This is a genomic window from Endozoicomonas sp. PH6C (assembly GCF_059322965.1).
In genome coordinates, this window is sequence record NZ_CP185342.1 from 1,091,422 (window position 1) to 1,112,866 (window position 21,445).

The 21,445-nt window shown below is 47.1% G+C and carries 17 protein-coding genes; 5 read left to right on the forward strand and 12 right to left on the reverse strand.

Annotated elements, in window-relative coordinates:
- Window positions 1-435 precede the first annotated feature (435 nt).
- Window positions 436-1,836, reverse strand: coding sequence for a hypothetical protein (locus ACOMG9_RS04295; RefSeq protein ID WP_448215922.1), 1,401 nt, complete (start codon window positions 1,834-1,836; stop codon window positions 436-438).
- A 143-nt stretch (window positions 1,837-1,979) separates the two neighbouring features.
- Entirely contained in the window at window positions 1,980-3,245 is a 1,266-nt protein-coding gene (locus ACOMG9_RS04300) for a 6-phosphofructokinase (protein ID WP_422474051.1), read from the reverse strand.
- Between the two features lie 251 nt (window positions 3,246-3,496).
- On the opposite strand from ACOMG9_RS04300, the gene mpl reads away from it, so the two are divergent.
- Window positions 3,497-4,864 (forward strand): UDP-N-acetylmuramate:L-alanyl-gamma-D-glutamyl-meso-diaminopimelate ligase, encoded by a 1,368-nt coding sequence (gene mpl, locus ACOMG9_RS04305; protein WP_448215923.1) that lies wholly within the window; start codon window positions 3,497-3,499, stop codon window positions 4,862-4,864.
- 4 nt (window positions 4,865-4,868) lie between these two features.
- Window positions 4,869-5,483 carry a flavin prenyltransferase UbiX gene (locus ACOMG9_RS04310; RefSeq protein ID WP_494529838.1) on the forward strand — a complete coding sequence of 205 codons (615 nt, stop codon included), beginning with the start codon at window positions 4,869-4,871 and terminating at the stop codon, window positions 5,481-5,483.
- Here ACOMG9_RS04310 and ACOMG9_RS04315 read toward each other — a convergent pair.
- The 6 genes from ACOMG9_RS04315 to ACOMG9_RS04340 all read right to left on the reverse strand — a co-directional run bounded on the left by ACOMG9_RS04315 (window position 5,480) and on the right by ACOMG9_RS04340 (window position 10,430).
- Window positions 5,480-6,340 (reverse strand): hypothetical protein, encoded by an 861-nt coding sequence (locus ACOMG9_RS04315; protein WP_448215924.1) that lies wholly within the window; start codon window positions 6,338-6,340, stop codon window positions 5,480-5,482. The genes ACOMG9_RS04310 and ACOMG9_RS04315 overlap by 4 nt on opposite strands.
- A 588-nt stretch (window positions 6,341-6,928) precedes the next feature.
- Window positions 6,929-7,861, reverse strand: coding sequence for a hypothetical protein (locus ACOMG9_RS04320; protein WP_448215925.1), 933 nt, complete (start codon window positions 7,859-7,861; stop codon window positions 6,929-6,931).
- A 50-nt stretch (window positions 7,862-7,911) separates the two neighbouring features.
- A complete protein-coding gene (locus ACOMG9_RS04325; protein WP_422132460.1) occupies window positions 7,912-8,217 on the reverse strand; it encodes a hypothetical protein in 306 nt (101 codons plus the stop codon).
- A gap of 215 nt (window positions 8,218-8,432) precedes the next feature.
- Window positions 8,433-8,975: a hypothetical protein gene (locus ACOMG9_RS04330; RefSeq protein WP_494529839.1), complete on the reverse strand. Its 543-nt coding sequence runs from the start codon at window positions 8,973-8,975 to the stop codon at window positions 8,433-8,435.
- A 125-nt stretch (window positions 8,976-9,100) separates the two neighbouring features.
- Window positions 9,101-9,472, reverse strand: coding sequence for a c-type cytochrome (locus ACOMG9_RS04335; protein WP_422132462.1), 372 nt, complete (start codon window positions 9,470-9,472; stop codon window positions 9,101-9,103).
- A gap of 409 nt (window positions 9,473-9,881) precedes the next feature.
- Window positions 9,882-10,430, reverse strand: coding sequence for a hypothetical protein (locus ACOMG9_RS04340; RefSeq protein ID WP_494529840.1), 549 nt, complete (start codon window positions 10,428-10,430; stop codon window positions 9,882-9,884).
- A 481-nt stretch (window positions 10,431-10,911) separates the two neighbouring features.
- Here ACOMG9_RS04340 and ACOMG9_RS04345 point away from each other — a divergent pair, with 481 nt between their 5' ends.
- Window positions 10,912-11,724: a hypothetical protein gene (locus tag ACOMG9_RS04345; RefSeq protein ID WP_448215927.1), complete on the forward strand. Its 813-nt coding sequence runs from the start codon at window positions 10,912-10,914 to the stop codon at window positions 11,722-11,724.
- A gap of 202 nt (window positions 11,725-11,926) precedes the next feature.
- Here ACOMG9_RS04345 and ACOMG9_RS04350 read toward each other — a convergent pair whose 3' ends face one another.
- Window positions 11,927-13,036, reverse strand: a complete 1,110-nt coding sequence (locus ACOMG9_RS04350; RefSeq protein ID WP_448215928.1) for a polysaccharide deacetylase family protein — start codon at window positions 13,034-13,036, stop codon at window positions 11,927-11,929.
- A gap of 156 nt (window positions 13,037-13,192) precedes the next feature.
- On the reverse strand, window positions 13,193-13,876 hold the full coding sequence (trmH, locus tag ACOMG9_RS04355) for a tRNA (guanosine(18)-2'-O)-methyltransferase TrmH (protein WP_422132466.1): 684 nt from the start codon (window positions 13,874-13,876) through the stop codon (window positions 13,193-13,195).
- A 153-nt stretch (window positions 13,877-14,029) separates the two neighbouring features.
- On the opposite strand from trmH, the gene ACOMG9_RS04360 reads away from it, so the two are divergent.
- Window positions 14,030-15,319 carry a bifunctional DedA family/phosphatase PAP2 family protein gene (locus tag ACOMG9_RS04360; protein ID WP_494529841.1) on the forward strand — a complete coding sequence of 430 codons (1,290 nt, stop codon included), beginning with the start codon at window positions 14,030-14,032 and terminating at the stop codon, window positions 15,317-15,319.
- 337 nt (window positions 15,320-15,656) lie between these two features.
- Here the strand turns inward: ACOMG9_RS04360 and ACOMG9_RS04365 are convergent, their stop codons facing one another.
- Together ACOMG9_RS04365 and ACOMG9_RS04370 are read right to left on the reverse strand one after the other, a co-directional pair.
- Window positions 15,657-17,327 (reverse strand): alpha/beta fold hydrolase, encoded by a 1,671-nt coding sequence (locus ACOMG9_RS04365; RefSeq protein ID WP_494529842.1) that lies wholly within the window; start codon window positions 17,325-17,327, stop codon window positions 15,657-15,659.
- A 199-nt stretch (window positions 17,328-17,526) separates the two neighbouring features.
- A complete protein-coding gene (locus ACOMG9_RS04370) occupies window positions 17,527-18,261 on the reverse strand; it encodes an FAD-binding oxidoreductase (protein ID WP_494529843.1) in 735 nt (244 codons plus the stop codon).
- Window positions 18,262-18,580: 319 nt separating this feature from the next.
- On the opposite strand from ACOMG9_RS04370, the gene ACOMG9_RS04375 reads away from it, so the two are divergent.
- Window positions 18,581-21,340, forward strand: a complete 2,760-nt coding sequence (locus tag ACOMG9_RS04375) for a hypothetical protein (RefSeq protein WP_494529844.1) — start codon at window positions 18,581-18,583, stop codon at window positions 21,338-21,340.
- Window positions 21,341-21,445: the final 105 nt, after the last annotated feature.

Sequence of the window (21,445 nt, forward strand, 5' to 3'; positions counted from 1 at the left end):
ATCGTGATTTAAATATTCTGCAATCAATCTTGCGAGGCCAAGTGTAGTCCAGGAAAACTCTTTGAAGCGCTGCGGTATCCTTTGGCTAGGAGCCTGACCGAGAATAGCGCCCGTAGCGAGGACGGCAGAAAATTGAGGATGAAAATTCGGTTTTGTGAGGAGAATAGCGAGCTATTTGACGAACAAAAGCGGATTTTCAGACCAATTTGCTGCAATCCTCGCTACGGACGCTTAAGTCCGACAGGCTGCTAGGCCGAAGAGGGTAATCACGAGCCATTCGGTGGTGGATGGGTAGCTTTGTGTACCTATCAAAACGATTATTGTCTTTTACTGAAGGGGCTTATGCATTCCCACGCTTTGACCCACAGGGCCTGAAAGCGTAAGAACGAGGGCAAAGCGTGGGAACGAGTTGAGAGCAAAAGGCGAGCGTCAGATTTAATCGCTACTGACTTCTTTTTGCTTTTCTGAGGCTGGGTTATGCTGGTTCACACTGGCAGGCCTACGACCATGATACATCATTCTGTGCTGCATCAGACGCTGAGGATTCATGCAAATCCGCGTGCACCACGGCCACCCCGGGCCCTCAACCTCAATGCCACAGACTAGCAGGTCGTGTCTGTTTTGGTTACCCGATGGGGCTTCAGGGGTGGGTTGGCTCCGACTCAACGCAGCACAGAACCTTTGCCACAACTTCGATAGATTGTCCTTCAGACCCGTTCCGGCTCCCTGCTGTTTTTCCCAGCCGTTGTGAAACTTGTCAAAGTGATCCACCAGGGCTTGACGACTCCCGCAGATCATCCCGCATGGTTGCAGCGTGCCATTCGGGCTTTTCACGCGTTCGCCACAAACTGCCTCTTCACAGAGTAGGTAAATGTACCCGTTTCGGAAAACCTCCGGGTCTCTTGCAGTGGCTATTTGGGCAAGAGTCGCGTGTTGGGTCTGACGCAAATATGATAACTCCCTCGATTCTGTTTTTATTGGCTGTGTTTCTGGAGTCTCAGCTATGGAGGTTGACGGCGACTGGGCAAGCGAAAGTGAGAACCCAACGGCTTCTGAAGGAGGGCTTTGTGGATCGAATTCCCCATCGAGCCCTGAGCCTTGTTCCGTTGTTGCTTCTGATTTTCTGAATTTACAAACGCCATTACAGTTATCTGCGTGACAGTTTAGATCGAAAGTGTGTTGCTGTTGTTCAGGGTCTCCGTTACCTTCGCCAGAGTCAGAATGCGGGTGGCTGGTGATAGTGCCTCTCAGTCGTATGGTTGTTCCTGAGGCATGCTGGGTGGATGCTGTTGATAGCTGGCCTTGTTGAGAATTATCTTCGGGGCTGAGCATCATACTGTTGATTGCAAACGGGTGGTCCTTACTCGCCTCTGGTTGTCCTATCGGGTTAAACATCGGTAAGTCGCTGATCCAATAGCTGCTTAAAAGAGAGCCGACAGCGATAAATGCAAGGGGTAGTTGAGAATAGGTTTTGGCGTCTGGAGAAGTGTCATGAGTGGTCAGGATCAGTTCGAAGGCAACCAGCAGATGAGTAGCGAAAAGCAAATTCCAGGAAATCGACTCAATAATGGTCTTTTTTAGCCAGTAACCGTCGGGTCCGAATGCCAGGTTATTTGCCGGGGAGTCTAATAATGCATAGCTGTTTGTTTTGCCAGTGATTGAAGGGTTATCCGGCAATGTATGCCGGTCATGCCGCTTGATAGAAAAGATTTTTTCAGAAGAATCCACATTTTGTTGCAGCTCGACAATATAACGCTCTGTCAACCATTGAGCCTGGCAGGTGACAGATGACGACAGCAACAACAGCAGTGCCGCAAGGAGTGAGTGTTTGAACATTTATTCTTACATCCTGACTTAAAGTTTCTGCAAGTAATCTTGCGAGACTGAGTTTAGATCAGGAAAGTAAGAGTGTTTTTTTAATAAAGCACGCCCGGAAGAGGTCACTACATAACATGATTTCCTGTCCGGGCGTGTTCGATTCAGCTATCAAAAGTGTTGTTGAGTTTTTTCTCAACCATGACTTTTCTCAGCTTGGCGAATCTTGGCAGACCATTGAGATAAGGCGGGTATTCTTCACCTTCAATCAGCGGCTCAAGGTATTCCCGGCAGACCGGAGTAATGCCAAAGCCTTCCTCATCAATGAACTCCATGGGCATTTTCTTTTCGAAGTTGGCCACTTCTTCCAACTGCACTTCACCGATAGACCAGCGATAGGGCGCATTGGACTCACGGGTGATACAGGGCATTACGGCATTTTTGCCAGTGACCGCCAGTTCAACTGCTGCTTTACCCACGGCATAAGCCTGTTCAACATCCACTCTGGAGGCAATATGTCTGGCTGAACGCTGCAGGTAGTCTGCCACCGCATAGTGGTATTTGAAGCCGTGTTCCCGCTTGATCATGGTGCACAGTGCCGGTGCCACACCACCGAGCTGCTGATGACCAAAAGAGTCGATGACCGTGGTTGAAGCAGATACAAAAGTGCCATCGGCGTATTTGGCGCCTTCAGAGGCGACAATGACACAGTAACCTTCTTCATCCACGGTTTTCTTGACCTTGGCCAGAAACTTTTCTTTATTCAGGGGCGTTTCCGGGAACACAATAATATGAGGAGGATCTCCATTCTGACGGGCTGCCAGTCCGGCGGCCGCTGCCAGCCAGCCGGCATGGCGGCCCATCACTTCCATGACAAACACCTTCGTAGAGGTATCGCACATGGAGGCAATATCGTGGCTGGCCTCTTTGGTGGAAACGGCAAGGTATTTGGCGGCTGAACCAAACCCGGGGCAGTTGTCGGTTACCGCCAGATCATTATCGATGGTTTTGGGAATACCAATGCAGGTGATGGGGTAGCCCATTTTTTCACTGAGCTGAGACACCTTCAGCGCAGTATCCATGGAATCGTTACCGCCGTTGTAGAAGAAGTAGCCAATATTGTGTGTCTGAAACACTTCGATCAGTCGGCGGTATTCTGCTTCACTCTCTTCGAAGGATTTGAGCTTGTAACGGCATGATCCAAATGCGCCTCCGGGGGTTCGGTGAAGTGCTCCGATGGTTTCATGGGATTCCTGACTGGTGTCAATCAGTTCTTCTCTGAGCGCTCCCAGAATACCGTTATAACCCGCATAGACCTTACCAATTTGGTCCGGATAGCGACGTGCGGTCTCGATAACGGCGCAGGCACTGGCATTGATAACTGCTGTTACGCCCCCTGACTGTGCATAAAATGCATGTTTGATTGACATCCTGAGTGGCTCTCGCTGAATAGTAATCTTGGCTTTGAATGTTTCTGTTGTTCTATGGTTTAGCGGGTTTCGATCCGCATAATACTTAAAACAAGCCTGTTTGTCCGTTTATTTAGCGGAATTTTTTCTGTAAAAAGGTAAGGAAAGAGTCTTAAATCCACGGCCAGAACGACTTCGCATTGGCCATACGTTTTCAGAACCGTTTGCGGCCGTTGAAGAGCCGCCAGCGACCGACGATGAGTAAGGATGGTATGCGCATACATATTCTGGGAATCTGCGGCACATTTATGGGGAGCCTCGCCCTTCTGGCCAGGGATATTGGCATCAGGGTCAGTGGTTCCGATGAACATGTCTATCCCCCCATGAGCACACAGCTGGAAGCTGAGGGTATTCAGCTGATGCAGGGCTATCATATCGAACAACTGGATGATGAGCCTGATCTGGTCGTGATAGGGAATGCCATGAGCCGGGGGAACCCGATTGTAGAGCACGTCCTGAACAAGGGACTTGCTTATACCTCGGGTCCCCAGTTTTTTGCCGAGCACATTCTGAAAGACAAATGGGTGATGGCCGCCGCTGGTACTCATGGCAAAACCACAACCGGCAGCATGTTGGCGTGGATTCTGGAATATGCAGGCATGTCGCCGGGTTTTCTGATTGGTGGCATCCCGGCTAACTTTGGTATTTCGGCTAGAATGGGGAAGACTCCGTTTTTTGTGGTCGAAGCGGATGAGTACGATACCGCCTTCTTCGATAAACGTTCTAAGTTTGTTCACTACCATCCCCGTACAGCCATACTGAATAATCTTGAATTTGATCACGCGGATATCTTCGAAAATCTTGCCGCTATCCAGAAGCAGTTTCACCATCTGGTCAGAACAATACCGGGTGATGGCCGAATTATATCTCCGGCGAACTGCGAAGCCCTGAACCAGGTTCTGGCGATGGGGTGCTGGTCGCAACAGGAGCAGTTGGGAGTTGAGTGGACGACCCACCTGACTGCAACGGATGGCAGTGGTTTTGATGTCATCTATCAGGGCAAGGTGGTTGGCCAGGTCAACTGGTCGCATACGGGTGATCACAACGTTGCCAACGGCCTGGCGGCTATAGCCGCTGCCCGGCACGTCGGGGTGTTGCCTGCTCTGGCTTGTGAAGCACTCAGCCTCTTCAAGGGGGTCAAACGCAGAATGGAATTGCTGGCTGATATAGGTGGCATCAAAGTGTATGATGACTTCGCCCATCATCCGACGGCGATTGAAACCACTTTGAATGGCTTACGTGCCCGACATCAGAATGACCGTATTCGGGCTGTTATCGAGCCGCGCTCCAATACCATGAAAATGGGCGTTCATGGTGATGCTTTGTCGGGTTGTGTCAGGAATGCGTCTGAAGTCATCTGGTTTCAGCCCACAAATATTGAGTGGTTACAGGGTGAGTTTATTGACAAAAGCCCCGTTCCTACCCGTGTAATGTCGTCTACTGAAGAGATCATCGATTACCTGATTGAAACTTCTGAGAAGGGTGATCATCTGGTCATTATGAGTAATGGTGGCTTTGAGGGAATTCATCAGCGTCTGCTGGTGAAACTTAATAACGCGGCAGCGTCAGAAAAAGGTTAATACATTGGCTGAGAGAATTACTCTTGCTATTACCGGGGCTTCTGGGGCCCAGTATGGACTCAGGTTGATGCAGTGTCTTGTCGCTTCGGGGGCAGAGGTTTTTTGCATGATTTCAAGAGCCGCAAAAGTGGTGATTGAAACGGAAACGTCTCTTCATCTGCCTGACGGCGACCGGGAAGCAGAGGCTGTCTTGATTGATTACTGCAAAGCCAGAGCCGGGCAGATCAAACTATTGGGCCATGAAGAATGGATGTCGCCCGTTGCCTCTGGCAGTGGTGCTGCCAGTAAGATGGTCGTCTGTCCCTGCAGTTCGGGCACATTGTCGTCTATAACCTATGGAGCCAGTAATAATCTGATTGAGAGAGCTGCGGATGTGGCTCTAAAAGAGCGCAGAAAGCTGGTTCTGGTGCCCAGAGAAGCACCATATTCGGAGATTCACCTTGAGAATATGCTCAAGTTGACCCGAATGGGGGCAGTGATTTTGCCTGCCTCACCCGGATTTTATAACAAACCTGAAACCATGGAAGATCTGGTGGATTTTGTGGTGGCCAGGATATTAAGCCAGCTGGGCATCGAGCAGACACTGATGCCCGGGTGGGGGCAGTCGTACGTTAATTAGTTAATTCGCGACTGCAGGTTGTGAAGCCAGAGAGCCAGTGCGTCCAGATAAAGTATTATTCGGGTCCCTTCATCCGCAGTCTGAGCGGTTACTTCAGGCTGGAAAGCGTCAGGAAGCTCCTGTTTCACCACTTCCAGTTGATAGTGGGCATGGGGTTGGTCAGAAATTACCAGTGTTCTGCCGGGAGTCGGTGCTGCTTTCATCCACTGAATCAGGGTGTCCCGCGTGTTGGCTCTCTGCCAGTGATTCTGTTTCCACACTCTGGGAGAGTCAACAAACTCTGTCGGCAGCTTTTTCATCTCCCCGGGAAGTTTCATGGTGGCAAACAGTTGCATGGCACCTTCTGTCTCTGTGATGGGGCGGGCAGTTCTGGCGCCCTTTCCCCGGGCCTGTTCACCAATACTGTTGGCAACAAGACTGTCAATATTATCGATACCCTCTTTCAGTGGACGTTGTCCTACCAGAAAAACAATTTTGTTAAACCGGACACCCTCCTGCCAGAGTTTGGCGAGGTGGTTAAGTCTTCGCTCCATTCCGGGAACCGTTGCCCCCAGGACTAAGGAGTACTCATAGTTTGTAGAGGATGGGAGTAACTCCTGCACGAAGTTGAGCGCCTTAAGGTGACCCATAACCGCCAGATGCTGGTCCGGTGTCAGGGGCAGATCCTTCATCTCCCAGCGCTCGTGACCGGGTTGTCTGCGCCACTGTTGAGAAGCAATGATCAGAGAGTCGAGGGAGTTTGTGTGAGAGATACCGACTTCGTCCATTAAAGTGGCTAAGCCCGACAGTTTCAGAGGGTTAATGACTGTGCTGTGGTCCAGAATCGAGCTGTCAGAGGCGGGGGCATGTCGGTGCATAGAGTCCTTCCATGGAATCAGTCAGAATGGGAAAAGGCAGGGTTAAACATTAAGTACCTAACCAGTTGGTTTCGCATATTCTGGACGGCGGCTTTTTCCATCCTTCTGCGTTCCAACTCTGGTTGCGTAGCTATGGCTACGCGCCCGTCGTTGCGCCTTGAAGGATGAAAAAATCCACTCGCCAGAATATGCAAAACCAACTGGCCAGGTACTTACTAGCAGCCTGTCGGACTTAAGCGTCCGTAGCGAGGATTGCAAGAAATTGAGGATAAAAATCTCTGTTTCTGAGGAGAATAGCGAGCTATTTGACGAAGAAACAGGGATTTTTAGACCAATTTATTGCAACCGCAGTAGGACAGTCTTAAGTCCGACAGGCTGCTAGGAGCCTGACCGAGAATAGTCTGCCCTACTGCGGCGGCAGCAAATTGGTCTGAAAATCCGCTTTTGTTCGTCAAATAGCTCGCTATTCTCCTCACAAAACCGAATTTTCATCCTCAATTTTCTGCCGTCCTCGCTACGGGCGCTATTCTCGGTCAGGCTCCTAGAGCCGTAATAGAATTTTTCGGCCGGGCAGAAGAGTGATTTAGACTATTGCCTGTCAGCCTCCTGGCCTGCTTTCTGAGCGATTCTGATCTGCAGGTTGTGAAGCCAGAGGGCCAAAGCATCGAGGATCATGATGATTTGACTGTCAGGATCTGCTTGCTGGGCCGTTCCCTCGGTGATGAAGCCTTGGGGTAATTCCTGCCGGATGACCTCTTGCTGATAAAGAAGATGCGGCTGGTTTGATACGATCAGGGCAGAGCCGGGTTTGGGGTTGCTCTTTACCCAGCTTTTGAAACTGTCTCTTGTGTTGCCCCGTTGCCATCGATCGACCAGCCAGGTTCGGCTCGATGAGAAGAGTTCAACAGGAATATTTTGCATGTCATCAGGCATTTCAGTGGACATATAGACCATCCTGGCGGCTTCTTTTTCTGTTGCAGGGCGTGCCTTTTGTTTTTTATCCCTGGAAGCCTCTTTACCAATCACGTCAGAAACCAGTAATTCTGTCATGTCGATGTCGTCGTGAATGGGGCGCTCTCCGGATAAAAAAATGATCCGGTCGAAGCGAACGCCTTCCTTCCAGAGTGTGACCAGATGCTGAAAACGACTTTTCATCCGTGGTGCTGTTGCACCTAGCACCAGAGCGTAATCAAACTGTTTCTTGTCGGGTTTCTGTTGATTGATTAAGCCCAGGGCTGCCAGATACTTCCTCACCTTTTTTTTCTGTTTGGCAGAAAAATTCAGGTCTGCCACTTCCCAGCGCTCCTGGCCGGGTTTTCTCCGCCACTGCTGAGTTGCTTCGACCATGGAGTTAAAATCTTTCTTGTGAGGAGTGCCCGTTTCAGAGAGCAGTGCTGACAGTGTATCAAGTTGCTGCTGGCTTAATGCAGGATCAGCAGCCAGAGTCTTGGCTGTCAGGAAGAGCGTCAGTAAAAGCCCTGATAGCTGGAGCTTATAGCGTTGATAGGAGCTGAAGTTCATGACCATTGATGGACCCGGTTAAAACACCTCAGCATAGATCAGTTTTTGATTCAATGTGGTAAAGATGGCAAAGAAGATTTCGCTACCGCATTAATCAGGCTCTGATCCAGATCGGGGAGCGCCCAGGCTTCAGGGTAGTTTTTTGAGAGTTCTGCAATCATGATCGAGTATTCTTCTGCCGGTTTATTAAGAAGGTAGGTCAGAAAGGTATAGATGCGGTTGGACATCTGATGATTAAACTGTGTCATCTGTTCTTCTGAGATAGCCCTGGTTTTTTCAGCCTCCTCCAGAACAGAGTTGCGGGTACAGTTAGCAGCAATCATCAGGGCCAGTTTTTTGACGGTATCATCATTCATGGGACTTCCTCAGCTTGTGTGTTTTCCTATCTTCAGTGTAGATCGGTTGAATTCGGTCAAAGTAAAGCGGGTTCTTATAGATCGGGTAATTGAATTTATGGTTTTGAAAGTCAATGGGGAAAAACCTCATGATTGCCTTTTGAGACCTCACTCTTGAAGCACAAAGCGTGGCATTGGCAAAATGCCACGCTATACCAAAAGCAGTTTATTGATACTTAATTATGAAAATTTTCTGCTGTCAGCTTATAAGGCTCATCAGGTTTAATATCTCCATACAGATCCTGATACCTTTGCAGTTTGGCGGCATCCTGGTTGGTCTGTTGCTGTTGTCTGGCAACGTTTGACCAGGTGCTGGTGGCGTAATAAAGCCCGACCGCACCACCCAGGCCCATGCTGAAAGCAGCACCTACCGTTGATCCAAAGAGGAAGCCTCCCGCCAATGCACCCCCCATTCCCCATCGGGCGAAGGTTCCCCAGGCTTCATTGATGCGTACACAATACTGCTTGATGCTTTTCCAGGCTCTGGACGTTCCAATGGATTTGATCTTGTCCTTTATAAAGGTCGGTACTTTGATACTGTCCACAGACAGCCCCATAAAGGTTCTTTTGGCTCTGGCGCCCAATTGCTCAAGAGCTCTACCTCCAGCTCTAACCAAAGTATTAGCAGTGTCTATCGCCAGCTGATCATGCGTCCCATTAATGATCTTATGATCCTGAAACACTGGCGTTGAATGCGTTGCTTCTGTTCCGTAAGCCATGGCATACCTCCTTGATAATCCATGAGCGGGTTGGTTTTTTCACGACAGGCAGTATGACATGGGGTGAAAAGAGAGGTCACTGACGGTTCGGTCAGTGTGGCTAACATCAGGCTCTCAGAGGCTCCCTAAAAAGTATCAATGGGACACCTTTGCAGTGAGTACCATTCACTGATGGCGTCTATCTCTTCCCCGGTCAGCATCCTGGCGATATTGACCATGGGGATATGGTTGCCTCGCAGTCCATTCCGATAATCATTCAGCTGCTTCACCATATAGACTTTCTTCTGACAGGCCAGATTAGGATTAATGTCAGCAGTGCCTATGCCGTCGGGGCCATGGCATCCGGAACACAGAACCAGGGCCTTATTTTTCGCAGCTTCCAGTCTCGGAGTCATTTCAACCGGACGAAATTCAGAGCTTTTGTGCCCGGACAGGTCGCATCCGGCCAGCAGGACCGCAGAGAAGAGGCTGATGGGCAGCCAGGGCTTAATGTTCATAATGTTCCCCAAGATACCTCTCTAATGGGTCAGGTTTTGCCACCCCGGTGAATCACCAGATGCGAGCCAGCTAGCTGAGGCGGTGTGTGTGTTGAAGGTTAGAGACCTCCGGCTACCCGGTTTAGCCGTGCCTTGCGATGACGTTAGTATCAATGACAAGAATGTGAATCTGTATGACAAAACATTAAACAATGAACTTACATTTTTGTCTAATTCACAAAACTTTAAAAAGGAGGAGTATTAAATGTCGATTTTTTGCATTACACAAAGGAATGAGAATCTACACCAAAATTTCTGAGTGGTTTTGATCTTGTTTTGTACGGCTATCGCCTGCTTCAGCTGCGCATCGCAGGGCGACGCCTCGGAACGAACCTGATCAATTGTTATGTTTGTTGTTAAGCTGGATAAATTACTTTTCAGATGAAATAGACTGTAACAAGACTATGGTTTCATAGAAATTGGTGTCGATTCCAATAGACTTGTAAAAGTCATGAAAACCTTGGTTATTGAGAAAAGTACTTAATATTTGTTCCAGTAAAAACTTGGTTCTTGCTTTCAAATCTCCTACCCCCATTGATTCATACGGATGCAGGAAATCACTCAAGCTTACACCATGCAGAGTGGTTGCACCGAACTCTGCCGCCTTTGTAGCAAACTCCTGAGGTATATGCTTATGGAAGACTTGGCTCATTGATTTTTGAAGATTCTGCACAAACACGTCTTTGGCAGATGTTGCAGAAACTTCCAGTTTAGAGTGAAGCACTGAAAAACATGCCCTGAGTTCATCAAGAGTAATGCTAAGCCCTGAAGAACTTTTTAAGTCTTCATGTTTTCCAAACTCCTCTGAGTTTGATGGAAGAGTTTTCTCCATGCCCCGATCAAAAAAATCCAATACTTTTTTCGTTTCAGATAGTAGGTCAGCATGAAGCTCTACGGAACATGTAGCTATTAAAACCAACAAACACCTTATGATCTTCATCATTGTCGTCCAACCGAGTGGTGGTTCTGCAGTATGTATAGTTGAAATTTCTGGGAAAGCATAATGCTGGTTTCAGTTGCTGCACCGCAGGCTGAGCGACCTCCAAAAATCGTCAACAGGTTGGCAATCATGGGTTCCAGCTTTTTTGCTTATTCGCCACTTCTCCATGGGTGCCACTCCTTTTACGAATGAAATGTAAATAATTTTTAAATAAGGAGATGTGTCATACCTAATCTGCTATACCTGTGGCCTCAAAATGGAAATTTTTGAAGACTTTTGAAGAGTTAGGTGCTGAATAAAATAGCTGCTTTGATACTACCGGGAATGCACAGATTATTTACCTGAACTATTACCAGTGGAATGAGGATCAATGTAAGGCCTCATATAGATATTATTGAGAATATGACATGTGATAGTCTGGGCAGTCTTAAAATTAAGATATTTGTATAAGTGTCATGCTATGAACTTAATTGAAAAATTATTGGTTGCGGTAATAGCTACTTTTCTTTTAAACGTGCAAGGTGCTGTAGCAATTAACTTAAAAGATGTTTTCAAATATGACGTGCCGCTTTTAATTATTTTAAACTATTTAAGCTGTCCAGAAGAAGTAAACCTTATTGAGGCAATTCAAGATGTAGAGGGTATGGAAAGAGCTATAGTGCTGGTAACTAATGATGTGGCCGATAAAGTTAGCCATATTGATTTTTCTTTTGTTTCAGAAACAATCTGGGTCAATGGGTTAAAAAATTGTTTGCAGGAAGATATAATTCGCCTCGATGACCAAAGTTTTACTATAAAGGGGGTACCATTGCCTGGTTTGCTTTCATATTCTCCAATTGATAAATTTGAAGTAAAACTTGTTCAGTCTGTAGTACTTTATGATTGTGAAATTAAATCATGGGTAGGAGAACAGTGGTCTATTGCAGGTCAAAGGAAAGATGGAGTTGTGTTTTTTATTGAGGGAGGGGTTGTTGACTCAACAACTTACGACACAGAAGGTACAATTCTATTAGCTCCGTCGTGGCTGGAGCTTATTAAAAATTTGGATCTTTACGATGCAATATGTCTTTTCAATGGATGTGAAATTTCCCAGGATATGCGACTTTTAATTGTTTCTTGTATAAGCTCGACATCTGATATTTCAAGAATTGTGATGAGTATCTTATGTGAAATAATTAGTGGTAAGCAAAAAGAAATTCAAGAGATTATTCGCCAGTGTAAGCTTCAAAAAACACTTGTTTCAGAGTTTCTCACACTATCCTATATAAACTAGTCATTCATTTCTTTGAATGATGAAATATAGAGTACATTACGAGTTTTTAGAAAAAACACCTCAAAGACTGCTATTGCCAAGAGACTCACTCTAATATTCATTTAATCCTGTTTCAGCCATTCAGTTAAATCAGAGTGGCTGAAACGGATTAAGCGTTTGTATCACTCTCTGTCAAAAGACAGCAAGCCCTGGTCAGGTGACTCTAATCAATGGCTTTTCCATCTTCCGTAAGGCGAAGCCATTGGTGAGAAAACCAGTAATAATGACGTCCATCCATCGAAGGGGCCGTGCAGTTATAGCGACTGCGACCAACTGGCAGTGGCGATTTTGCCTGAGTTGTGAATCGGGTTTTCTCTTTATCGAACCATTTCACTTCAACTTTGCCCTGTCCGGAGACATAACAATTGAGTTGCTGTTTCTGATAGCTGCCATCGGCCAGAGTAAGGGTTAAAGAGGGTGTCAGGTTTTTTGGATCGATGATGGCGGTATCGGGTTCCTGCTGCATCACTGGCAGGGGTCTGCTGTTAACTTTGGTTCTGAAACCACTCATATCGGAATAACTTCCGGACATAGGGAAGCGGGGCAGACGGGTAAAGTCTGATAATGGGCCAACGGCACCAGACTGCTGTCCAAATCCAATATAGCCCATCTCTTTGATCATCTTTCTCAGTTCCGGGGCTGTCTCACCGAAAGGCCAGGCCAGCATTTTCACATTCTGACCGGTTTCTTTCCTGATGCGTTGTTCGGTTTCGGTGATCTCTTTTCTGGAACGCTCGAGCCAGGCCTGATTGGATTCTCCGGGTTGCTTTTCCGGCATGTGAGGGTGGTTGAGGGTGTGGTTGGCGATGGTCGCGCCTGAGCGGGTCATCTCCTGAATCTGCTGCCAGGTCAGGAAGTTGCCAAAGCCGCTGTCTACTGGCTGAGTGCTGACAAAAATGGTAAAGGGCCAGCCCTTTTCTTTCAGCATTGGGAAAGCATTCTCGTAGATGTTCTTATAAGCATCATCGAAAGTGATCACTACCGTTTTATCAGGCACTGAGTCGCCATTTTGTATGGCTTTGGTGATGGCCTCTATGGGCGCTACGTTAAAGTCATTCTTATCCAGGTAATCCAGATGTTGCCTGAACATCTCTGGCGTAATACTCGTGATAGCCGGGGTCTTGTCACTGACATGATGATATTGCAGGAAAACCGCGCTATCTGCTGCAATAGCCAGTGAAGGTATGAATGCAGCTGCAGCCAGTAATCCTCTCAAGGGCAAAGAGGCAGTGCGGTTGAGTTGCCTGATGCGGGATACTATACGGGGGATCATGTAGCCTCTGTTTTTAAAGTAAGAGTGAGTAATGAGTACAAGGACTGCTTATGAAGAGTTTCAATGTTTGAAACTAAGACATTTACGGTATGTTTGGCAAGCAATGTCAGCTCATGACAAGGGACTGGCTTCAATGAGCAGAAACTGCCATAGGACTCAGGTATCAGTCCGGACCTGGGCATACCAGGAAGATGGGTCTATAAGCTGCCCGTTGTCATCCATTTGCGGGTATTTCAGCCCCCGCTGGTCACAATACCGAGCCAGTTCGGGGTATCCCCAGCGAAACAGGGTTGGGGGGTAGATCTCGGGAGGCAGGCTTGGTTTATCATACATTCCCTTTAACAGACGCTGTCTTTGAGCTTCAACCAGGATGACCGCTGCTGCTACCGAGACGTTGAAAGAAGCCACAATACCTTGCATGGGAATAATAATGTGCTGGTCAGCAAGCTCTGCTGCCTCGGTGCTGATCCCTTTTTTCTCAGCGCCCATCATTACGGCTACAGGTGAAGTGTAATCAACTTCTGAATAGGGGATTGCAGTGTTGGAAAAATGCGCAGCATAAACTTTAAAGCCGCTGGCTTTCAGTTGTGATATACCTTCCTCTACACTGCTGTGATGATGAACATTGACATATTTGTGGCTGCCAACAGTCCTGCCGCGGAAATTTCGATAGCCCATCTTTGGCTGGCTGAGATGAATATCGGGAATGCCTACTGCATCGCAGGTTCGGATAATAGCTGAAAGGTTATGGGGTTTATGAACCTGATCGGTGATTACCGTCAGGTCGGGCTGGCGTCGATCCAGAAGGTGTTTAAATTTCTTGTAACGTTCCGGTGTCATGGCTCTGCTCTCAATATTGTATTGCGTGGCATTTCTCGTAGGTATGATAGGAGTATTTTACATCAATGAATTCACCCAGGGTTATAAGCCTTCTTGCTTTGCAGGAGAACACTGGCTTCTGGCCAAAAATGATGACTCTGAAAGAGGCTTTTTGTGGAATCGGATAGCTTTGTTGCAGTGCATGAATGGCTTCAACATCACGGGTACTGGCTGGGCCCGATTATAGCATTGGCTGCTTTTGTGGAGTCGCTGGTGGCCATCGGTTTTCTCATTCCTGGTGTTGCACTGCTGTTTGCTCTTGGGGCTCTGGCTGGCAGTGGGTTGATGGAACCCTTACCCATGTTGGCCTGGGCTTTTGTGGGTGCGGCCCTGGGAGATGGTGTCAGCTTTCAGGTGGGTTATCATTTACATGGTCGAATTCGCAACTGCTGGCCATTTTCAAGGCATCCCGGTTGGCTGGAAAAAGGCGAACGCTTTTTTGAACGGTACGGTGGCTTCAGTGTTGCCCTGGGGCGTTTTATAGGCCCTATCCGTCCGGTGATTCCAGCCGTTGCCGGGATGATGGATATGCCTCCCCTGCGTTTTTATATTATCAACCTGCTCTCCACGGCGCCCTGGGCGATAGCCTACACCATGCCGGGCTATCTGACCGGTGCTGCCCTGAAGCTGGATGTGCCACAATCCTTTTACTATCTTTTAACCGGTTTGACCGTTGTTTCGTTGTTGATTGCTTATCTGGGGCTGATTCTGGATCGCAGGTTCTACAGGAAAAAGTTGATGCTGCCGTTACCGCTCAGCTTCATTGTGATAGCGCATATCAGCCTGTTACTTCTGACAGTGATGGACGTCAGTGGTCAGTTTGATGACCACAATCCCAGAATGCACTCGTTTATTGCCAGTATTTCTGTACCGATAGTTGAGTACCTGTCCGGTCTGGTGACCTGGCTGGGAAGTGCCCTTATTCTCTGGTTACCTCTGGTGTTGTTTGCTGTCTACTTTCTCTGGTGCAGGCGCTATAAAAAATTGTTGATTATGTCGACTTGCCTGGCGGGTATGGAGGCAACTCTCTGGTTGATGAAATGGGGGATTGATAAACCCAGACCAGCTGACTTTGATGGTCTGGATCAGTTTTCTTTCCCTTCCGGGCATACCACTCAGGCTACCTTTGTCTGGCTGCTGGTGACCTTATACCTGGTGGCCGCCAAGAGAGGCGTTGTTAAGTTCAGTGCCTACAGTTGTGCCATGATGATTGCCCTGATGGTGGCACTCTCGAGACTTGTGCTTGAAGCCCACTGGTTTGGAGATGTTCTGGCAGGTTTGCTGTTAGGAAGTATCTGGTTCAGTGTGGCGGTGATTGCAGAGAGAGTTTACCTGTTTCGCCGTAAAGCCTCGCCCAATGCGGGCGGGGATATAAGGCGGGAACGCGTAGAGCGTTCCGGTTGAGTGTTTGTAGGTAAACTGCTACCTTTTGTCCTGTCTCTTGTAGACCTACCGTCGGGCAGACGGGAAGTTAAGTCTGTGGAGTTTGTGTGAGACTTGGGGAGCATGGGTTGATTCGCCATCGTAAAAGCTCCCACTGTGGGACTTTTGCGCGATAACCAAGCCTGTTCCCTGAGCAACGAACTATGAAACAGAAACGTTCTTGAGCGATCAAGAACCCTCGCCCGATAGGGCGGGGAGTGTCAGTTTAACGAGGAAATCCCCAAGCCCCGAATATCCTGATAGAAACCGCCCGGAATGGTTCCGGGCGGTGATGTTCAGAAGAAGAAACTGTGTAGGCTCAGTTTGCCTGAAGGGTTGGAATCGTGAATGTTGATTGCTTCTGGCGACTAAACTCGAAATCAATAAAGTAATTGTCGCTTGTAGGCCTCTTATACTGAGGGTCCATAGTATCTATTGCCAATACAACCCGGTTTCCTTCCGGTACGTCATAGGCTGTGGTGACCAGTTCGAAGGACATTTCGATTTTTTCTCCGGGTTCGGCCTGAGGCAGGGTTGATACGCCGTGGGTGATCAGTCTTGCATTACCCAATCTGTCCATGTCATAGAGATAACCCACCAGTTGTGCCTTGTCATAGTGTGGTTGAACCACAAGGTTAACCACCGGATTACCCCTTATTTTCATGACGTTCTGCAGCTTATCGGTGTTGAAATAAATGCCTCTGAAATCGGATGCGGCGTAAATGTTAGTGACGACCGGGACTTCAAGCTGTTCCAGAAGTTGTGAAAGAACAGGAATCTGGGTACTGAATAAACTACCCGTCCAGGAGTTGATAGTGTTGTCTTTTGACATCCAGAACGGTGGTTCATAGGGAAAGGTTTCCAAATCGCCGTTATCAAATGCAGACCTTGGATGAAGATAGTACTTCTGCTCTGCAGCTTCTTTTATTGGAAAACCGTCGAACCCTTCATACCGGTCCTGGAACTTTACTTTCATCTGAAACGGACTGGCCTGACTCAGTTCGTTACTTTCACCCTTCAGGTGAATGTCGAACCATTGGTAGACATTGTTCCAGATTCTGTCTTCACCAATGCCCAACAGCGGAGGCAACAGCTCTGCCGTTGCATGGGTTCCGGTCAGCAGATCGATATATTTGGGGGTACTCAGCTGGCTGTACATCTCAAGCAGAGAGTTTGCCTGGAAAAGGTTATCGCCATAAGCTTTGGCAAAATAGACGGCAGTATTATTCTGATTCAGTTGCTCGACGTAGCTGATCGGAGACCTTTCATCTGCCCACTCGATAACGGCAGGTAACTGATCCAGCTTTTGGTTTTTAATGATGTTCCAGTTTTCAGCAATGATCGGATCGGGACTGCCTTGGAGGTCAGATAACAAAATCAGTAATTCTCCCCAGGCCAGTCTGGGGGTTTGATTGCCGTAGAGTGCTTCCAGCAAGCTTCCCCAGCTGCTCATGGCGGCAACGGCTTTGACCCGTTCATCGTGAGCAGCTCCGATCAGGCTGATACCTGAGCCATAAGAGATACCCGCAGTACCAACCGCATTGGGGTTTACAGGGTAGTTATTCAGTAGAAAGTCAATGACCTGACTGTAGTCGGCAATGTCTTTAGGACCAGCCGTGTCAATTTGTCCGGTAGACTCGCCAAAGCCCCGGGTAGAATAGCTAAGAACAATATATCCTCGTTCAGCCAGTGCTGCAGCTTGTTGCAGGTACTGGTACTCATTCATCCCCCAACTGTTAATAAATACGACAGCGGGTGCAGACCCGGTAAGTTGGGTGGGTACAAAGATATTAGCGGTCAGTTCTACGCCATCATTGGTAAGAATGACAATATCATCATCGGTAGTGTAGCGGTCAGACTCTGGAAACTTTCCATTGTTCAGCAATCCGGCAGCGAACTGAAACAGTGGCTGTATGGATGCGAAGGAATGGAGAGGGAAGAGAGACAGTGCTAGATGAAGAACCAGCAGCTTGAGTAGCCGTTTCGACATGGAGTTACCTTTTTTATTATTTTTATATTGTTTTTTGTTGTTTTTATATTTTTTTCACCCGCAATTGAATCTCGACGATTACCGTTGCGTTTCAACGGGGTGCAACTCATCATACACAGGTTTTAAGTGGGTGTGTACTAACTTATTGGTGCTATCAAAAAACAGCAATGGGCGCCCATGGTTTCAGTCGCAAGAAGGATTAACTGGAAAAGACATACTTTTCCCGCTTGACCTGCCTTGGTCCAAAGCCCAGCTCTTTCAGTTCTGCGGAAGCATCGTCAATCATGGCAGGGTTGCCACACAGGTAAACCAGGTCTTTTTCGGGTGAAAGATTCAGTTGTGGAAACTGATTCTGAAGGTAACCAGGGTATTCGTTGGCGGAGGAGTTTAGTGACTTTTCCCTGCTATAACAGGCCCTGTATTCTATGGATTCGGATAAAGCTGCAAGGTCTCGAAAATCCTGCTCGTAAATCATATCGGCCCTGTCTCTTACACCCATCAAAACAAGAATCCGAGTACCTTCACTGGCCAGTTTTTTCAGTTCAGGTACCATGGCCCGGTAGGGTGCAAGACCTGTTCCGGTAGCTGCCAGTATGATGCGTCCGTCGTGTTGTTTCGGTACGGTGAGAACTCCGAAAGGCCCGCCGATGGACAGTTCCAGACCCGCTTCTGCTTCACTGAACAGAGAAGAGGCAACCCCCCCTTTAACAAAGCTAATGGCTATCTCAAGCTGTTGAGAGTTTTGGAAAGACTCGGGTGAATTGGCAATGCTGTAACTTCTCTTATAGTCCTGTCCCTGGAAGGAGAAGTGCAACTGCACAAATTGTCCGGGCTGATAGTCAAAACCGGCCTCTAACCTGAAGTCCAGTTGTACGGAGTTCTGACTGAGCTGGTGTTTGGCTGTCAGGGTTGCTGGATAGAGTGGGCGTGGCATTTCGAACTCCTTGAGCGTATTAAATAGGAACTCATTAATCTGTCTCGGGGATTTCCATTAATGTTTTAATATCAAATGAAAGTTTTTGTTTCTTGAAGAAACAGCTTCATAAGGTTCAAACTCTTTCCCGGTGCAAAAGGGAGTACCCTCGTCAAGGTTAATGCCCTGAGAGTGACTTTTCAACAGGATTCACCTCTCCACGAGGCAAATACAGATTAGTCTCATCACACATCAGAGCTTCAGAAATAAATAAAAAATTTTCAAATTTAAGGTCTACTTTTATGCCTTATCAATCACAAATCTTCAGGAAAATCCGATCATGAAAAATGCAGGGCCTCTGACTATGGTTCGCCTGTTTTTTTTGTTCATCTTGTCTGTCATTTTGCCGCTTTCTGGTCACTGTGCTTTTTATACCAGCCTGTTGAGCTGGTCGGATTGGGGAAGCTTCTCCAAAGTCACTGACACATCGGGGGAGATTAATAAACTATCGTTTAGAGATAACAAACCGCCCCTCCTTCTTACTTATGATCGCAAGGCGGTTGACGAGAACGCTAAAACAGTTTCTGAATTGGCGAACAATCAGCTTTATGTCATCCTTGATAGTCAACCGGGCGATCAATTTAATTTTTGTTTCAGGACGCCCCCCGTATTGTCGACAGGAAATTATCCCACCCCGCCGGTCATTAAAAAGCCTGTAACGGGTCAGGGTATGCCAGATATACAAAATGGGAGCGTGATACGGGTTGCATCGACACCTGACAGTGTTCGCTGGCAGCATGAGTACTCGGTCAGATGGCGTTTACCGGCTGGTCATCAATCCTTGGTTTTGACCATTGAAGATAACGAGAATGGATGGGTTATAGAACCGCAGTGCAGCGGTCTTTTTTCAGAAAGCGCTGCTTTACCTTCGTCATCGGGCATTAATACGTCAGCTAACAAAAAAACATCATTTGTCGATATTTTTTACCGCAATAAACAAGCTGTAAAAAATGGGCCTGGTCATTCTGACGTCAGCAGCCGTTTCAGTGGTATACCCGGAGCCGCTGATACTGCCGATAACATCAAACCCTATACAAGCTCTGGTGGTGGCGGTGTTGGCGGCAGCGATGATTTAGACGATTTATTCAAAAAAAGGCCGGGCAGTGGGATGGGCCCTCTTTACTCCTTTGAATGGACCAGTGAGCATGTCAGCAGAATGACCCTGATACCTGGCACTGACGGTCAGGCCGTAAAAAAACAGATTTGGGATACCCGGATTGTGCTCAAAATAAAGCAGGGTTGGAATGAGCAGGCAATCATTATTTCGCGGGAACTTTGGGATAAAATAAGAGGTGCAAATCTTGAAAGGAGTTCAGGGTTTTTTCTGGCATTGTCCAGAAATCCCGATAATCCGGAGGCCGTATTTGATCATTACCTGAACAGTAACCCGGCACAACCGCTACAAACAGGAGACTACCATCGTTATGCACAGCAAGAGTTCATTTTCAGTCCCAAACAATTACACAGCGTGTCCGTTTTTCCGGGCTACGTGCCTACCGGGATCGGTCATTCCGGAGGAACCACTCAGGCTGGAAAACAAACGGCTGACGTTGGACCACCCTCTTGCCCCCGGTGTCAACGAGAGTATGGTCGTCAAAATCGAGGCAGCCGCAGTGGCAGTGAGAGTGATGGAGATGATGGGTCAGGTGGGTCATCAGACAATGGTTTATGCCTGATTTGTAATAAACCTGTACTCGCCTTCGATAAATGCAAAGAATGTCTGGATCGTGAATCCAGTGAACTTGAGCAGGAACCGACTAAAGAACAGCTCCCTGCAACGGGACAAGACAAGGAAGGAGCTGGGTCAGGAAACATTGTCGCTGAGCAGGAATCGACGGAAGGGCTGTCTGCTGCAACAGGACAAGACAGTGAAGAACCTGTGTCAGGCACAGAAGAGGCTGATCCTTTAGCAATCCAGGTATTTGAATGGTTCAAAACGTTGGATTCAAATGGAAGCCAGAGAGATGATTGTTTTCGCATTAATGATAACTATAAGCTCCCGGAACTTTATAGACTTTTAACGCAAAGTTTTGTATCAGATAATAATGCGCTAAGTAAATTTTATTCGAAATGGGTTAAATTTTTAAATGGCAGTGTGTCTCTTTACCATCTTATTTTAGAAGTCGGTGAATTGGCAAAATCTCAGGGAATTGAAGATTATGTAGAGGTGACAAGAATTGTCAAAGCACTTGCTGTTAACAGAGATGTGTTTGAGAACGAAACCAGTTTGAAACAATTCAGAAACGAATTGCTGGACTACTTGACGACTAATAATCTTTTGGCTTCTGATGACCCGGGCAAAGTTTTTTATTCCGGATTAGATCAGAGAGAGAAATCAGAATTAATTAATTTTATCTTTGAAATATTTTCTGAAGCGAGTTTGTGGCTGTACCGTGAAAAAGTCCCATCAAGGTTTATAACAATAGCAATGTTAAATAAATTAGCCAGAGATGTTTATGTCAAGTATGGTTTTGGTCTTCCGAGTACGGATACGGAGTATGAGTACTTATCAGGAATTGTTATGTGGGGCTGTGCGAGTTTTGGTCGATATTCTTTTATTACTCGATCTAACAGGAAATATTTAGGTAGACATGCCAGTGAAACACTTCATTTTATGGGGTTAAGAGTTACTAGCGATGAAAATGATGATTTTAGCGATGTTGAAGCTATGTATACTGCAATGGTTCTTATAAGATCAATGCACGGACAGCGTTTAAGAGATATGTTTCCTGAGCATGTCAGTTTTGCTGAAGGTGTACCCAGTGAGCAACTTGAGCTTTTAGAAAACTTTAGCATTAAAGCCAACGAACAGCTTGTTAAGCTTCTGGAAGCTGATGAGCCAGAAAAAAAAGACAAATTTATACATAGTATGTTTTTGATCTTTGGTATGGTTCCCAGAGAACTATCTAATGAGCTATCAGATCCCGAAACTGTTCCGTCAACCCAAGCCGTTGCATACGCCACTGCACATCTAACTTTGGATTCTACCGTTGCAGAGGATGAACTCCTGAGTATTGGTTCTAAGCCAGGCATTGATTGACAAAAATTTGCCAAAAATACCGGTGTTCTTAGTGAAAAACAGCTAAGAGATATTGATGCTGAAAACGTCGGGTTTGATGATAAGGTAAAGGCGATGATGAAAAAA